The organism is Clostridium sp. DJ247 (genome assembly GCF_014231265.1).
Genome location: NZ_JABAIW010000024.1, coordinates 1 through 17796 on the forward strand (window position 1 = coordinate 1; position 17796 = coordinate 17796).

16 protein-coding genes are annotated in these 17796 nt (G+C 28.3%); 3 read left to right on the forward strand and 13 right to left on the reverse strand.

The features are described 5' to 3' along the window. The 6 genes from HGI79_RS11025 to HGI79_RS11050 form a co-directional block, all read right to left on the reverse strand. Positions 1-1078, reverse strand: a 1078-nt coding sequence (locus tag HGI79_RS11025; protein WP_185650740.1) for a hypothetical protein, incomplete at its 3' end; no start/stop codon positions are given. A 71-nt stretch (positions 1079-1149) separates the two neighbouring features. Further along, a complete protein-coding gene (locus tag HGI79_RS11030) occupies positions 1150-1749 on the reverse strand; it encodes a hypothetical protein (protein ID WP_185650741.1) in 600 nt (199 codons plus the stop codon). A 229-nt stretch (positions 1750-1978) separates the two neighbouring features. Continuing rightward, positions 1979-3619: a cell wall-binding repeat-containing protein gene (locus HGI79_RS11035; protein WP_185650742.1), complete on the reverse strand. Its 1641-nt coding sequence runs from the start codon at positions 3617-3619 to the stop codon at positions 1979-1981. Between the two features lie 811 nt (positions 3620-4430). Next, a complete protein-coding gene (locus tag HGI79_RS11040; protein WP_185650743.1) occupies positions 4431-4727 on the reverse strand; it encodes a DUF3102 domain-containing protein in 297 nt (98 codons plus the stop codon). 234 nt (positions 4728-4961) lie between these two features. Further along, positions 4962-5294, reverse strand: coding sequence for a hypothetical protein (locus HGI79_RS11045; RefSeq protein WP_185650744.1), 333 nt, complete (start codon positions 5292-5294; stop codon positions 4962-4964). 31 nt (positions 5295-5325) lie between these two features. Further along, the gene (locus HGI79_RS11050) at positions 5326-5655 is read right to left on the reverse strand and encodes a hypothetical protein (protein WP_185650745.1); all 330 of its coding nucleotides are present in this window, start codon (positions 5653-5655) and stop codon (positions 5326-5328) included. A 439-nt stretch (positions 5656-6094) separates the two neighbouring features. Between HGI79_RS11050 and HGI79_RS11055 the strand changes: the two genes are divergently transcribed. Then, positions 6095-6337, forward strand: a complete 243-nt coding sequence (locus HGI79_RS11055; RefSeq protein WP_185650746.1) for a helix-turn-helix transcriptional regulator — start codon at positions 6095-6097, stop codon at positions 6335-6337. A gap of 72 nt (positions 6338-6409) precedes the next feature. Here the strand turns inward: HGI79_RS11055 and HGI79_RS11060 are convergent, their stop codons facing one another. Beyond that, positions 6410-7252, reverse strand: coding sequence for a hypothetical protein (locus HGI79_RS11060; RefSeq protein ID WP_185650747.1), 843 nt, complete (start codon positions 7250-7252; stop codon positions 6410-6412). 46 nt (positions 7253-7298) lie between these two features. Continuing rightward, a complete protein-coding gene (locus HGI79_RS22480; RefSeq protein WP_207725765.1) occupies positions 7299-8237 on the reverse strand; it encodes a ParB/RepB/Spo0J family partition protein in 939 nt (312 codons plus the stop codon). Between the two features lie 46 nt (positions 8238-8283). Here HGI79_RS22480 and HGI79_RS11070 point away from each other — a divergent pair, with 46 nt between their 5' ends. After that, entirely contained in the window at positions 8284-8634 is a 351-nt protein-coding gene (locus HGI79_RS11070; protein WP_185650748.1) for a hypothetical protein, read from the forward strand. Positions 8635-8769: 135 nt separating this feature from the next. On the opposite strand, the gene HGI79_RS11075 is transcribed toward HGI79_RS11070, so the two are convergent. Next, complete coding sequence (locus tag HGI79_RS11075) at positions 8770-9156, reverse strand: hypothetical protein (RefSeq protein ID WP_185650749.1); 387 nt, start codon at positions 9154-9156, stop codon at positions 8770-8772. Positions 9157-9352: 196 nt separating this feature from the next. Between HGI79_RS11075 and HGI79_RS11080 the strand changes: the two genes are divergently transcribed. Next, entirely contained in the window at positions 9353-10312 is a 960-nt protein-coding gene (locus tag HGI79_RS11080; RefSeq protein ID WP_185650750.1) for a hypothetical protein, read from the forward strand. 536 nt (positions 10313-10848) lie between these two features. Here HGI79_RS11080 and HGI79_RS11085 read toward each other — a convergent pair. From HGI79_RS11085 to HGI79_RS11100, 4 genes are all read right to left on the reverse strand, one after another. Next, positions 10849-12066 carry an HNH endonuclease gene (locus HGI79_RS11085; RefSeq protein ID WP_185650751.1) on the reverse strand — a complete coding sequence of 406 codons (1218 nt, stop codon included), beginning with the start codon at positions 12064-12066 and terminating at the stop codon, positions 10849-10851. A gap of 152 nt (positions 12067-12218) precedes the next feature. Continuing rightward, positions 12219-13139: an HNH endonuclease gene (locus HGI79_RS11090; protein WP_185650752.1), complete on the reverse strand. Its 921-nt coding sequence runs from the start codon at positions 13137-13139 to the stop codon at positions 12219-12221. Between the two features lie 310 nt (positions 13140-13449). Beyond that, the gene (locus tag HGI79_RS11095) at positions 13450-13932 is read right to left on the reverse strand and encodes a zinc-ribbon domain-containing protein (RefSeq protein WP_185650753.1); all 483 of its coding nucleotides are present in this window, start codon (positions 13930-13932) and stop codon (positions 13450-13452) included. 232 nt (positions 13933-14164) lie between these two features. Then, entirely contained in the window at positions 14165-17785 is a 3621-nt protein-coding gene (locus tag HGI79_RS11100) for a phage tail protein (protein ID WP_185650754.1), read from the reverse strand. Positions 17786-17796 lie beyond the last annotated feature (11 nt).

Here is a 17796-nt window from a genome sequence, read left to right on the forward strand (position 1 = left end):
CTGTAAAGTTTTTTAAAGAATTTTCTAACAAAATAGGTTCAAAACTTCTATATTCATAAGAGAAACTTATAAGCTGATCATTTAAATTTTCTAGTATAACATTATATTTATTAAATGTATTTTTTATATCAGTTTTAAATCTATCTACAAAATCAATATGATATACGTTTCTAGCTACGTCTTTTGTAATTTTTCCTTTTTCCTGTATATAAATTAATGTTGTTTTCAAATTATTATCATTTAATAAGTTAGCAATTTTTTTAGTACAAACGTATTTATCATTTTTGTTATCATTGTAAAATTCTTTGCATTTCTTATATCGATAACTAAAATCATCAATGTAGGTTTGAAAACTTTTCAATCTATCATTATTTATTTTACCATTAATATATGAGTTATAAATTTTTCTACCTTGCTTTAATATATTATTAAAATCATCATCATAAGATTTTGGAAATATAATATTAAATTCGTTGTATTTATTTTTCCAATAATTAAATAGATCTATCGCACTACCGTATAATTCATTAAATTTAACAATTCTTTTAAGTTTTCCTGGGTTAGTTTTATGTAATTTTGCAACTTGCGTTATTGGTACACCATGCAACTTAGTGTCCATTTTAGGGAATTTAAATATACATCTTGAACCTACTGATAATTTATTGCCATTAATCCGATTAGTTATAATGAATTTTTCCTCTGACCTTCTATTTCCACATAATTGACAAGGTTCTTTTACATTTCCTTGATAACTGTGCTGCAACCACTCCAGGGATGCAGTATCTCTCATTTCTTCAACAGCATCTCTAGTTTTAATTAGCTTATATACTTCACTATCCAATTCTAATATTTTATCTAAGTCCTTATTTTCTATACGATCTTTAAACAAACTTAATACTTCTTTTAGTTTTCCATCAATGTCGCAAATACTACTTTTCATTATTAAATTTTTCTCTTCTTTAGTCATTAATGCTTTTACTTTTCTATTTGATAGTCCTATAATATCATCTCCCATAATTTTCTTACAGGAATATGATACCACAACATGCAGTATAAGAACAAGTGTTTCATACTGCATATATGCCTAAATTGCACATTTTTAACTAATCACAATTTTATTATGTAAAATAAGCACCCAATAATTAAATACTATTTCTTTCTTACAATATTTATTATAGGAATAATATTTAATATCCATCCCATCCCTCTATTATTCCTTTTACTAACAATATCTTTTTCTATAACTTCATCCCTAGTAGCTGCAACTTCATCGAATGATGAATTACTTTTTGATTGGTTTTGCTTTTCCATATCATCTAAAACTTCAAGTGATAAAAGTATCATCAATTCTCTCGGATTAACTTTATCTGATTCTCTCATAAACATAAAAACTAGAACAAATATCATAATAATTACACCTATAATGCCAATAAACTTATAATTAGATTTAAAATTTTCTAATGATTCCTGTACTATTAATACAACTAGTGGACATAATATAGCAATATAAAATGCAATATTATAATTTGTTGCTATACCTACCTGTTTACCAAAATTTCTTTCAAGCCTTAATTTCTCAATTTTAATATCAAAATCTTTATCTTCTTTAATTCTGTTATTATAATATTCAGCAATATCTTTATATATTTTTCTAATATTTTCATACTGCACTTTATTATAATTTTTATCTTTTAAGAACTCACTGGCTACTCTCTTATAATATTTATCAGTTACTTTATTCACATCCAATAAAAACACCTCCCATCAAATACCATTAATATTCGATAGAAGGTGTCATATTTCCTGCTAAAAATGTATAATTAAGTAATCTTACCTACGTTTATTGATTATTTTATTATTTGTGATGCCAATCACCTACTTTTAATCAAAATAAGAGAACCTCAAATACATGCAAACATACTTGAATTTCCTTTATTTTATCTATACTATTTAATCAATTTAACATTTGAATATAATTTTATTTATCAAAAGACTGTTCAATCATTATCATATCTTTTAATTTACCATCTTTATTCACTGTTATATTTCTATAAGCATTCCCATAAACAGTATTTTTACTACCACTACTGATTTCTGTTTCTTGTTTATATAACATTGCTTTTATCAATTTATCATTATAAGTTGTTAAATCATTAGTATTATGTTCAGCTCCAATAAGAATATCATTCATCATGAATAACTTATATTTATCTGGAAAAGCATTTAAAGCATCCGATGCTACTTTAGCTCTAACATTTTTATCATACATACTAACATTACCTAATAATAAAGTTAAACTGTTTGTTGCTTTATTATACACAAAACCTATATCTCCATTGGCTTGAATACCAACTGCATTTTTTACAAAGTAAACTTCTGCATCTGTATCATGTACTTGAAAATACACAGAATCAATATTATCTTTTAATTCACTATACATTGTTTTAAGTGTATTTTGTAAGGTATCATTCTGAGTAAATTTATAAAAATTATCAAAATTATCTTCTATGGCTTGTTCATCACTTATTTTTACAAGAGTATCAGTAACTTGTTTATATGAATTACTATCACTCACATTAGAACTTGGTGTAGTTGTTGGTGTTACAGGCATTGTAGGACTTGTATTAGTAACATTAGTGGCAGTACCATTAATAATTCCACTTACTAAATTATCAGGCATAACCCCACTTCCACCTAAAGCTGTAATAATATTTACATTAATAGTTCCATTATTCACAAAATTATTAACCGTTCCTTGATTACTATCACCAACTAAAATTATTGGATTTCCATTTAATCCTGCCAAAGCACTTCCACTTAATGCATCAGCAAATCCTTTATCACTAGCCATATATACATTACTTAAATCTAATTTATCTTTGTAATTATTTATCAATGCTAAATTTCTATCATATTTGGTTGATTGATTGAACACTTTTGTAGGATTTAATTCACTGACTACATTACTATTTATTGTATCTGTTCCACCTACAACATTAACTTCTCCATTGTTAGCTTTTACTTGGTTATTAACAAAATTTATAACTGTATCAGATACTTGATTGGAACCTGTAAGAATAATAGGATAAGACAATTTATCAGCAATTGGTGCAACACTCAATGCATCTTCCCAAGTTTGTCCTGAAACAACAAATACTCCTTTGGAAGTACCTAATTCTTTAGCAACATTAACTGAAGTCTCATACCTATCTTGTCCCCATATACGTTTTGTGCTAATACCCATACCTTCAAGAGTATTTCCAACATCATTAGACACAACTCCTGTTCCACCGATGATAAATACATTTTTAACACCTAATTGTTGTAATTTTTGTTTAGTAGAATCGGTCAAAGCATTAGGATCAGTTAAAAGAATTGGTGCATTATATTTCTTAGCTAAAGGAGAACTAGTTATAGCATCAGGAAAGTTTTGACTATTAACCAAAATAGCATAATCAGATTGAGTCCAACCTTTAGTAACGATAGCACTAGAAGTATCATATCTATTAGACCCTGACAATCTAATTAAATTTATGTTGTTTTTAGCAAATACATTAGTTGAAAATAATAAGCTTGTACCTAAAATAACTGACATAACCAATAGTTTAGTCTTTTTCATTCAAAAACACCCTCTCAATTAAAAATAGTTAATTAAAATAATTTATCCTTATTATGCTTTATTATATATGTAAAACTTCTTATAAATTATCAATTTTTCTACATATGAGAATATATTACCATTACACCTATTTTAAAGCAATAATGTTATTTTTATTAACATTATCGTTAATTTAACTTGTAAATAGTTTTTAATATTTATCATTAGTAATTCTAAAAGCATAATTATTTAATTTAGCATTTAAAAAGAAGGTAAATTTCCTTTTAAGCCATGTAAAAATATAAAAATATTACACAAAATTTTATCTTTTAATTCTAACATAGGGTATTCTTACTCTTGATTTATTTCCTATAGGTCTAATATTTCTATTATTATCTAAATTTATTACTGATCTCATCTAGTAATACAACATGTTTTTAAATAACCTTGCTGCAGTAAATATAACTATATAATTACTCACTATACCCTTATCGCAAACATTATAAATTATCATAAATACTCACAATTTAATAAACAATATTAAATATGCACCAAAGTAATTTAAAGAAAACAGAAGTATACAGGAGTTATTCGAGAAAAATATCGACTTAATCGTCAGTTATTGTTTATTATTTAAAAATTTCACCCAAATTCAACTTTTGTGTCGTATCGTAAATTATAACAGTGGTATGGAACTTGATGTATTACAAACACACCATAAGCTCTGCTACAATACTCTTTTCATAGTTCACCGTAATGGCTAATGTAGGTTTCAACTCTTAACCTCAACTAAATACTGTACTCTATAAATAAGTTATCTCTAATTATTTATCTAAACCAGATTATATTTCTCACTTAACTCATTAAAACTTTTTTCAAGAAGTTTATTTGTTTCCTCTAATTGCTTCTTTTCTTTAATTGCTTGCTGCAATTCCCTAGTAGTCATTTCATTTACTGGATTTTCTTTTATGAAAGTTTCTCTTTCTTCATATGGTAAGTCTAGTAATGCATATACTTTTGTTATACCCAAATCCGAAATCGCTTTCGTATTTGAAAACTCATTTGCTACTCTCATAAAATTTTGTGCAGTTAACGTGTTAATATCACTTGTTTTTATTATTTGTTTCATGAATACCTTATCGCCAGAGTTGGCGATTTCTAAATTCAGTAACTACCTTCTTTTTAATGTGTTCTAGGTCTACCCACGTGAAGCTTACAAGCCTATAGAGGGCATATTAAACATAAAAGTTTACAGTAGGATCATAAGTTAACCGAGTTAAAATTAGCTTGAATGTTCAAGGGGATTGCTATGAACAAACTAAAAAGGGTACACAAAATATGTGTATCCTTTAGATGTATGTATTTATGCTGTTAATTTCCAAGACTCAGAATAGATATATTCATCGTAGAACTCATCATATTCAACCAGCTTCTTAATAGCTATTGCCTTTCCTTCTGCAACTAAAATAGTATCTGTATTAAGTTCCTCACTATTGATCTCGGCTATACTATTCGCATCTTCTAATGTAGCTATACTGTAACTAATACCTGCTGTACCTTGTACTTCTTGCAAAGATGTCGTATATCTTAATAGTCGTTCCATCTTACCGTTTCTTACTCTTTCCTCCAGTAGAATCTTATAAATTGTAACCTCATCTTCTTTTACTCTTAATAAATCTCCATTTTTTATCATCATATATTCCTCCACTACTTAATAAAATTTTAATTTAAAATCCTGCTGCTTCATAAGCCGCTGCTAATTCTTCTGCCCACGATGCATTAGCGTATTTTTCGTCATGTTCTAAAGCTGCCCTGTCCCAAAGCATTATGTACTCATTTGTAATATTGCTGAATTGAGCGACACCATCCTCTATTTCTACGAAGCAATCTCTAAATAGTTCAAACCCAAAACGTATTGAATCTACGAGATCAAGATAACTGGCCAATCTATATTTTACACCTAATCTTTTTGCTTCCTCAAAATTTGTAGTCAATCCCCAGATGTTAACTCCCCATTTGTCAAGAATATTTGTTTCGTAATAATATACTTTCTCCATTTATAAATTCCCCCACTTCCATTGCTAGATTGTTTGTTTAAGTTATCATACATTAATACTCTTACAGCATTGTTTGTATTTTTTTAGATTATAAAAGTTGATGTCTATCCTAAAAACTGTAGCAAACACTATAAATTGTTTTAAAATCTTTATATCCATATCTTAATCACCTACCTTAAATCTTTATTGCTTCCCATACCTGAAAGTGATATACTTTAATTGCGAGTTAGAGTATTCAATCTTTATGGGTTGGGTACTTTTTTTATTCAAGTAATTCTCTTACCGCTAATTTAATTATATTACTCCTACCGTAACAAATCAAGTAATTTTATTACTCTAGAAGTAATTTTTTTACGAAAACTATTGACTTATTACCAATATATAGTATAATATAACTTATAAAATCGTATTATTAATTGTTTATAGGAGATTGTATACTATGATTAAAATTTATATAAGTGATCTATTAGGAAAATATAAGAAAAATCAAGCATGGCTAGCATCTGTATCAGGTATCAGACCCGCTACTATAAGTAGTTTGTATTATGAAAAAGTTAAAAGAATAGAATTAGATCAACTAGAAGCTATATATAAAGCCTTCAAGCAATTAGATAATAGTATTAAATTTAGTGATATTGTTGATATTATTGATTCAGATAATGAAGAAAAGGCAGAGGACTGATATTATAATCCTGCTGCCTTTTATTTTTAGCTATAAATTCATAAAAAACTATACTTAATAATGAACTATTTCTTATAGCTTAGTAATTAGGTGATATCTTCTATCACCGCATTTATTGCTTATATCTTCAATCTTTTTTGTAATAACATCATAACTTTCTAAAGAACTTACACTTTTTAAATAGTTAAATATATCCATAAGTTTATATGGTTTAGTATTCACATATCCTTGAATTGGGTCTAAATCAGTTTTTTTATAATATTTTAATATAGCATAATTTAAACCTAATAATGGTTCCCAGAACCCGCTATGCCTTTTATACATCACATTTATACCAAAATTGTTTTTAAACCTAAATCTAAAAACAACTGTATGTTCATCTCGTATTATGCAACTTTTTGAACATTTTACGTCTATATTACATTGACCTAAGATTAATGCCCCTGTTAACTCAATGGGAAGTCCTTTTATTTTTCTTTTAGTATCATGTAACCGATGCGCTAAACTTCTATCTAGTACAGCATCTTCAATTATCTTTATACGCATGTTCTCTTCGCCTTGTATCACTTCTTTCATTTTCGAACTTATAAACGTTGATACAACTATTCCTATCACTTTTTTGTGACATTTTAGGTTATTTACTGCCATCTTGAACTTTTCAAAATCCCTATAGTTCATATCGTAAGACTTTACCTCAATAATATAAATATATTCACTATCCATACCAACTAAATCTGCCCATAGCTTGTCTGTTTTTTTCGTAGGTTCTAATTCTTTAAGTCTTTTCAAATCTTTATAGTTAACAATTGTAATTGGAACTTCTTGGCCTATTATCTTAAAACCGAAGTGTTCTTCGCCTTTATCTATTAGATAGTTCTGAAATTCGGGTTCATGCTTAAACTTAAAAATTAACATAAAATCAACCTCCATTAAAGATTATTGACTTTATGCAATATCTTAATCATATTTTTATACCGAATTTTCCACATATTTCTTTAAAGTCTTGTTGTAACTCCTCTTTCTCCTGCTTAAGAGTGGTATAAGCCTTATTAATACTTATTCTACCTTCATCAAGTTGCCCGATTAGTTCTTTCGAGGCATTTTCATATATGTACTTTGCCTGACGGTATGTTTCTTTACTTCCAAAACCGGATTTTTTAGCCGTTATAGCCGCTGCTTCTCCTTTTTCTTCTGATACAATATTTTTACTCTGTTTTTGCCTTTCCCTAGCCTTAGCTTTTTCAATCCTCTCAAGCCTCTTAGCCCAATCAATCCTTTCAGAAAAAGTAAACTCCTTCCTATTCTCATTTTCTGAGATTTCCATCTTAAGTTGATGTTCATTATCCTTGACAGACATAACCCTAACTTCAATTTGATTATAACCTGCATATTCACAGGCTCGTACCCTTCTTTCTCCTGCAATAAGCACATTGTCAGGCGTTACTACTGGAGGGTTAATTAAACCATTTTCTTTAATGTCCTCTTGTTGAGAGAAACTTTCGTTGGAAATACCTTGAGTATTTATTTTATCACTATCTTGTTGATTTAGATGATTAACTTTTGTAACCTCTTTCTTTTTGCCAAATAATTCATTATAAGCTGTATTAATTTTAAGCTCCCCATTTATAACCTTCTGTTTAACATCTTCATTGTCACTTTCAAGAATTTTTTTACCTTTACTATATGTATCATTAGAAACACCTGCTATACGAGCTAATTCAGAACGAGTATTGATTGCATCTTCGGGCTTTGTCAATTTTGGCAAAGGCTGAGGATTATCTCCTCCATTTTGAGATTTGTTTTCCTTAGCTTTCTTTACAAATATAGGTCTATATTTTTCAGCTATAGCTATTCTTTGAATAGGTGTTAAATTTCTTCTCCCTAATTGTGTATCAACCATCCATTGAATTATGTCATCTTTATCTTCGTAAGCTAAAGCAATTTCTTTGAATTCTATATTATGTTTAGTACCAGTAATAATAAGGGAGGATTTAATTGAAGAAGAGGAAAAACTAAAGAAACTCTTGGCTACTAACTTTGGCAGACTTAAGAATAATCCAGTTAAGCAGGGTAAAGTCTTTGTGGAGTATGAAAAGTTATGTGGTATTAGACAAGGAAGTGCAGGTACTTCCCAACCGAAAAATTCGGTTCGGATTACACAAGAAGACATAGCTAAAGAATTGGGAGTAGATGTTAGGACTATTCAAAGACTAAAAAAACTTCAAACCTTATCACCAGAACTTCAGGAGCTTATAGAAAATGGTTCAGTTAAATATACCACAGCATTAAATGTGTAGGGAAAATACCGAAAGGAAAAAGTTAATTTTACTGACAGAACAGCAAGGAAATTTATGAGGGCAGCTAACGAATTTTCAAATACGACAGCGATGTCGGATTTGCCACCAACGAAAATATTTGCACTTTTAGATTTATCATCTGAAGAAGGAGAAACTTTCATAAAAGAAAATCCAGTAAGTCTTTATTAGATAAATCTTCACCAATAGATAAATCAATATGTTCAGGCGACTCTCCAATTTTGGTGAATCCTGCTTCCTGAGTTTATCAATTTCTTTTACTGCAGACCTGGCTCTTCTATAAGTTGAACCACTGCTTATGCCTACTTTCTTAGCTACTATATTATATGTTTCGCCTTTTTCTTGCGGCTCCGACCAATTGACAGTAGCCGTATTTTTCCCAAATTGTGTGAGTTCCATTCTCTTTTTAGCCTTAGCCTTTTCAATCTCTTCCCAAATTTCAGCTTCTTTGACTTTTTGATATAGAGTTTTTTCTCTATATTCATTTTCATTGTCAAAATGCACTGAAAAGCAACTATTTTCTAGAATACTATGGTATAATTTATTTTATAGTTAGGTGGAATTTGTAACTTGTTACGACACAACAGTAAAATATTGTTTAGTAAAAATAATTTCTTTTAAGGGGCATTGGTTTAAATACTAATGTCCTTTTTCACATATACTAAAGCATATGTGAGTTGAAAGGAAGCCAGATTATAGTATGAAAAAACTTAAATGCTTTAAAAGTTTATTTTTAATTATTATTTTAGTTCAAGCTACCATGCTAAACAGTTTTGAAAAGGTTTATGCAAATGTTTCTTCTAATACTTTTAAATTAATTGAGACAATAGAAAAAGACACCACAGGAGATGGTGTTAACGATAAAATAAAAATATTGGCAGATGAAAAAAATCAAGGATACATAGTGGATATAACTCAACATAATGGAAAAACATATGCCCTAAAATCAAGTAGAAAGAATTTTAACTACATATCTCCTTATGCTACATTTATGAAGTTAAATATTATTATTGCAGATGTAAATAGCGATAATATACCTGAAATAGTAACTTGGGGAAGTCTAACACATGAAAATGATATACATATTTTTCAATGGGACGGTTTTAAATATAAAACTATATTTTATGGCTTTTACAGTGGATTTTATTTTAAAGATATAACTGGTGATAAAGTGCCTGAATTAGTTATAGATAATAGGTTATATGGTAGCGGCGATGAAAGTATTTATTTTCAATGGCAGAAGGATAAATATAAAAAGATTTATTATGATTTGGTTGCTGGAAGAGGATTTGACAAAATAAAAGATTTGATTGGCTTCATAAGTAACCCAGGAACAAATGATTATGTATTTGAACATCCAGAGTCCTTAAATGATATATTTACTGAAGAATGGATTAACAATAAAAGCAATATTAATTATTTAAAAGAAATTAAATCGAAAGTATTATCTATTCAATTATTAGATTATGTTGATGAAAAAATAAAATGGAGTGCCGGTGAAAATGCTTCTGCAATAGAAGATAATTGGAGGATTAAAGTTCTCATTTTTAAAATTGATGGAGTAAAAGTATATCCTCAAGAAAAGATTATGGAAATCCAAACAAAGCTTACGGATGGTAAGAAAGAAGAATATAAGATAAATAATATTAAAATTAGGTAGATAAAGGATATATATAACTTGATGTCTTTTTAAATTGATAAACAATATTCTTATATTGTTTATCAATTTAAAGGCAGTAATGCTTTTTTTACTTTATATAGATGTTGCTATTACTCTTGGAAGTAAGATATTTAAATCTTTTACCGCTCAAGAAACTAAATATAATATAACCTATTCTATATTTTTATAGCAATAGGAGTCTACTAAAATAAAACTAAAAATTTATTCAAAAATAAAGGTGTCCCGAATCAGGACACCATATAAAAAGATTGTCTAGTTACTATAAGTTTACAAGAGCTAGAACATATTTTTATATTACGCAATAAAAAATATTGCAAATTCACTTCTTCTGAATAGTGCGATATCTAAATCTTTTATTAATTTTTTTAGGCTACTAATAATATAATAGTGGCTTATAACCTCACCATTAAATTGGAATTTGTCTGTTTGTTTCTCATTCTTATGTCTCTTATCATATCTTTATTGGCTATTTATTTCTAAATGATTGTTCATTTTAGTATTTCACTATTAATAACTTACCTTCCTTCTTCGTTTGGTTTCATGGAATTTAAATACAATTCTAAAAACTTTTCTTGGTTTTCTCTTGACATACTAAAAAATTCATCATCTGATATAGTAAAATTATCTTTTATTAGATATTGATTTAATTGCCTGTATTTTTCAGTTGCATATTCAGCCATTTCTTTTTTATCTTTAGCTTGTGCTATCCACAATGGATATAAAATAAGACTATATCTTCTTTCATCAATTTTTTTTAATGGGTTTTCTATCCTAAAGTTATTATTTAATTTATTTTGATTAATGTAAAAATTATAACTAAAAGCATCTACATATTTATATCCTAATGCTGCATATTCCTTTACCTTTTCCATAATTATATCTTTATACATATGTGTATTATCCATCTTAGATTGAATATACTGAAATTCTTGTCCATATATTTTATATCTTATATCTTGTTCATAATTTTCACTTAATCTAACATAATACTGAAATGTATTAAACAGGTCAATATAGCACCAAAGCTCGTTTCCATGTCCAAATAGAATTAGATTATGAAATAAGGTAAATTTTGTATGTAATTCTATAAAATTATCAAATTCATTTCCTGGAACAAATGGTACTACTATTGTATTAAAATGAATACCCAAGAGTTCTTTATCTTTATCATCTAATGTAACATCACATGTGCTAGAAATGTTTTTAGGATTAATCCCTAAATAAATTGCATAATTATATGCGATTTTGGATAGCCCTTGCTTAAAAGCATTACTATTCAAATTAAAATTTTCAAAAACAACCCTCATTTCATTAAGGTAATTTCTTATCCGTCCGTTGAGGCCTTCTGTTCCAACTTCTTTTTCTATTCTAATTAGTTCACTACTCTTCCTTACTTTTGATTTTTTAATTACATCAGCAAATACCATTTTATTTTCATTATCTTTATTATATATTGCATATCCTGAATATTTAGGCTCACTATTGGGATTATTAGTCTTTTTAAAATCCTTTATACCTGATATAAATGGAACAAAAATATCACAAAAGTCTTTATCGATTAATTCTTCTATATGAAAGTTACATCTATCACAACAAATTTTTTCTGACTCTAACTTGCCTCCAATTGCATTCTGAATGATATGTTCACTACTCCTATATACTTTTGAATAATCAGTATCTCCATGTGGTCTTTTGTCATTAATGATTTCTTTATTACAATAAATACAATGCATTCTTTTTTCCTTCTTATTTTAAATTTGTAGAGAGCTTGTTACTTGTTCTTTAAACTACTCACTAAATTACTATTTATATAATACTCGACCTTAAATTGGAATTTGGCTGTTTCTTGCATGCTTTTATTAACTTCATCAAAACATTGAAAAGTTCACTGTCCGCATATGTCAGAAAATTTTAGTATATTTTTGTCTAATGCGTCTGAGTCAATTTTTATCTTTAATGTTTGCTTTTTAATTTCCTCATAATTATTAGCATTTTCTGACATGCATATATTTCCCCAAAATAGTCCATATATATTAATCTCAACATATATTTGGGAATTGCTTGTATATAAAGTTAGTGAAATTTCATTGTTTGGTTGTTTTAAGTAATCTACACAAGCGTTAGTAGGTATTTTAAATGGAATATCCTCATTTTCAATTATCTCCATGAAGGAATTGCTGATGTCAATGGCTATTGGATCATCAAGATATTTTTCGCCAAGTTTAATAAAACTAAATTCGTATGCCATTTTTAGCATAGCTGGAAAAGTAGTTTCAATGTAACTTTTATCAACTTCTTCAGGTAATTCAATGTACTCAATATGAGGTATTTTCGGGTTGCCTAAATCTATTAAATTATTATTAATCTCTTCTTCTGATAGTATTGGATAATGGTTAGCTTTCAACTGGCTTTGTACATACTTAGCAAAATTTTTTTTAGGCCCGCAAATTAGTATACTATTTTTACTTTCAATTCTTTTATGACTCCCACGGAATCCAATAATATCTCCTTGCTTATTTGTTTGCAATTTACCTACAATTGATGTTTCTGCATATTTAACCTCGGAATCAAATGGATTAGGCACACCATTTCGACCTTTAATTTTAAATAGAAACCTCATATATTTCATGATTTCTTTATTGGCTAAAAGTGAATCTACTTTATTTCCCAACATACCATTGCATATAATACATACATTGTAAAATATATTTTCGCTCCCTCTTCCACCAAGGGAATCTAAAATAATATGTTCTTTGTTAAAATCTTCATCATTTTTATCTTTTCTGCAAAAAATACACTTCTTCATTCTTTATTTCTTCTCCTTTGTCAAATTACTATTTATCTTTCAATTAATTGTAACATATTTTGTAAATATCACACTATTCAATTCTCAAAGATTCATGATTTGATTCACAGCCGTCAATGAAAATAGGAAAATAATATGATTTATCACTTGACCGCTGGTAGTTATTCAAATCGCTCTTTTCCAACGTGTTTAGGCCATTTCAAAATCCTTATTGCTAACTCATATACCTCATAAATAAAATTGGAATTTTATCTCACATAAAAAGAAGGCTGTTAACCTTCTTAAACTAATTTTATTAATTCTTTTCACACTATTTTTTGTTTAGTAAATCTTTAAGTTCTTTAAGCCTTTTATTATAATCTGCGCCATAACTTTCACCAATAAGTTTATTATGGGCATCTGAAATATAGCTTATACTTAACTCTAATAGCCCTTTTCTGATAGCTAATTCTTCAGGAGTGCTACTTGCATTGTTTTTTATTAAATCACAAAATTCAAGCATATTCTTATTTTCTTCATCTGTAGGCACTGACCAGTTATCCTTTTTATGTTTTTCAAAGTTATCAATATATAATAAAGTAGCTTTGTAAACTACTTCCTTTACATTCTTAGGCGGTAAACTTGAATAATAATTATAACCACCAATTGATATTAAAATTAAAATTACTATAATACCTGTAATTATTTTAGGTTTCCTTGTTCTTAATGGGCTTATTGTTTTTATTTTTTGTCCACATTTGTTGCAGTACATACTGTTATCTGATATTTCATTTTCACATTTACTACAAATCATTTTTACCCCCCCTAATTATTATGTATTTTACCATGTATTCCAAAATTCTTCAACAAATTACATAGTGGGAATTTCATTTTAGACTAATAGTATACGTTGTTTTATCTTGACTTGGATTTAAATCAATATAGTAGACACAAGTAGTCTACCCTAGACAGATATCTTTTTTCATCACTCTAGCAATCTAACTTACTGTACACATTCTTAGTATAAATTAAAAAATTAGCCTAAATTAATAGGCTAATACAATATAATCAAATCCACTTGTTGCACAACCAGAATTATATACAGTAAACCCATTAGTGTTCTTAATATACCAGTATTCCCCTATGTATCCACCTGAATTACTGTTTGGCGTAATACTTACTACATAGTTAGTATTACCTAAGTCTTTTCCTAAATTTATAACCTCTCCTAACATCCCACTAAAACTTGCATTTCCGTATGCTGCAATACAAGGAATATTAAAATCAATTGCATTTTGAATCGTTCCATTGTCACCTACCACGCCCTGAGTTATTTTAAATTTACTCCTATTATCTAGTAAAAAGTGTGCACCTCCATTAGACAAGCTTATATTACTCTTATTTCTATGATTTATAATAACCGCGTCTATATGATTATTTATTTCAAAAGCAGAATCCCTATCATCGTACATTCCAAAGTTATTCTCATTATTTATTGTTATAAAACCATTAGTTGAGTTATCATAACTCGCAAGTTGAATAAAACCACCTGTTTTTCTATCGCCTGACACAAGTTCTGACATATTATCATTATCACTTTTAGCTTTTAAAGTTAATTTAATATTGTTGTCTTCACCATATAATTGAATAATTCCTTGATTAACACCCGTATCATCCATCGATGAAATATGTATTTGAGTTTTTTGATTGGCATTTTTTAGATTAATTGTTCCACCATTGTTATTACCATTAATCTCAACAATAGGCTTACTGTTATTATTTTTTATATTGATAACTCCCATATCGTTTGAAGCATATGTACCAATTTCTACTCTTTCTTTTGATGTAGAACCATTATATAACTTTAAAAATCCACCTGTATAGCTTGTGTCTGGGGCTGAACCTAGAAAAGCATTTATATTACCATTCCAGTCATTTAGCATTATTTTTCCACCCTTGGAATCATCCTTATACATATCCGCTAGTGTAACTTTACTTGTTCCACTGTATCTGAATACTCTAAACCTACCAAAAGCATCTGATTCTCCGTTGTTGTTTACATTAAACACTATATCACTATTAGCGTCTGCACCGTTATATACAGTAATATTACCATTAAATATCTTTAAGCCTGTATCATCTAAGATAGAATTTGTATTTATAACATGAAATGCTTTAGCCCATATTTCTCCTGAATTATCAAGATAAAGTGCATCCTTCCACTCATCTCCAATAGTAGGTCGTTTCTGTATTTTTATTCCTACGTCTGGATTTAGATATAATCTATTTAAATGAGTCTTATTCTCTAGCGATAAATCCATATTTATAGCCTTCATATGTTCACCATCTACAAGAAATGAGGATTCCCCTTGATCATTCATATTGGTGATAACAAGCTTATTAGAACCAATGATTTTACCGTAAATTTCCTGACCTACAATACCTTTTGGAGTAATAGCAAGACTACAGCTCTGCCAACCATCTTGAGTGAAAGCTATTACATTATTAAGCATACGCAACTGTTCTTGGTCACTATCCATATCCTTGAGGATAATTCCTCTTTCATCAATAGAAGTATTTTGTTTTCTTCCACCTAATACCCTATTTTTAGCAGAATCCAAAGCATTATTCATTATATTAGATATTAAATCTTGATTACTACTACTTAAATCCCACTCATGCTTAAATATATCTAATGTAGCTGCTGTTTGTTGCGTCATACTCATAATATCAGACAAATATTTCTGAGTGTTGTCTGTTTCATCCTTATTGCTAACAGTAATACTTAATGTATTATCATCTATTTTATGTTCAATTTTCATTATTCTAAGTTCAATTGAAACATTAAATTTAGAGTAGTCTACATTTATTATATCTCCTATGTTTAATTTATCCCAATCGTGCTGACACTCAACAATATTAAGCAAATCTACTAACTCAATATCAAATTCAATAATTGGTTGTGATATTTTATCTAAAGCACTCTCTCCTGCTGCCATTAAATCTCTTGGATCGGTATAATTTTCATTCGACCAAGTTTTTTCTTTAACAAACTCATCTAATAATTCTAATTGCTGATGTGTAAAATTATTTTCTTTAGCTAAAATATTAGCTAAATCTTGAATTTCTTGATTTTTAGAATTTAAAGCATTGGTGTTATTAGTTATTTCTTGATTCTTAGTATCTATTTGTGCTTGTATTTGTGCTTTAGCATCATTTAAACTAGTTAAATCTGTAGGTTGTATATCATCAAAATTTACTGTCAACTCTGCTGTAACATCAAACCCCTGTTGTCCAGTACCAGTTACTACAGTTGGAGTGGTTTCATTTCCTTGGGGAGAAGCTTGTATTGCTGCATCTATAGCATCTTGAGCTCTTGTTAATTGAAATTGTAAATCTACTAATTGGTTATTTAATTGAATACTCATGTTAAATAAATTATTTTGTTGTTGAAGTAAATTGTAGAATATAGGTGTATTATTTGCTATTAAAGTATCATAATTATCCAAAGCATCTAATAAATCCTGTGGCATATAATCAAGAGTCCTATAGCGAATAAAATTTTCTACATACACCTTACCCGTAGGGTTAACGCTTGCTATTGTTAGATTATCTTTTCCATATATACTTAATCTAGTTACAATTTCATCATCTTTAGTATGTTTTTTTATAGATTTTAAATAATTTTCTTCAGATATGTACAATCCTTTGTTTGATGTTAAGGTATCTATACTATAGAAATTGATCAGTTTATTTACAGTATCAAATGTTACAACACAATTAAAACTTTGCTGAATATCCTCTTTAATAAATGCCAGCCATGATTTTTCAGATACACTAAATGTTCTATAGACCCTATGATCTTGTCCAGTTGAACTATCTTCTCTTATAGCATTATCAATGAAACCAACTTTCCAACTTGTTTGCTGTTCGAGAAGATTCATTATACCTTCCCCAGTTTCAGCAATAATCTTCATAGTTACTTGTATTTTTTTATTTACTACATCAGTTGCCTCATATGTTATAAGTACATCTGGTACTTGTAATAATTTATTATTATTCCATACACAAAAACTTATTAAGGTATTTGTACTGTCATATATTTTTACTCCTATGTCTTTATTATCTTCTGTTTCAAATGGGTCAGTATAATCAACATAGTTAACTCCATCTAAAGAATAAGATATTCTGGCAATTGTTCCATCACCAGCACTTTTATATAACTGTCTTGTTCCCTGAAAGTTTCTTAACATTCTTTTTCCAAGTAACCACTCTCTACTACTACAGGTTACAGTTTTAATATCTTTATCATCGCCGTATTCTTCTACTTCAGTAATTATAAACATTTTTTGATTATTTACTTTTACCAAGTATCCATCTTTAATTAAATCCCAATTAGGATTCTTAATTTGTTGATACTGTTGCGATAAATAATATGGTATATTAAATACTATACTATCCATATCTTTAAAAACCATTGAAGTACTAATATTAAATGCTTCATATAATACTACTAACTCAGTACCATCAGGTTTACACAATATTAATTCTAACTTTTCTTGTGCAGTTTTTTTATTTTTATCTATATACCCTAGAGTAAATAAACTTTGATTTATTGAATCATCAGATTGTTTTATACCGTTTAAGTATGTAATTCCTCCAGTCAATTCATATTCAC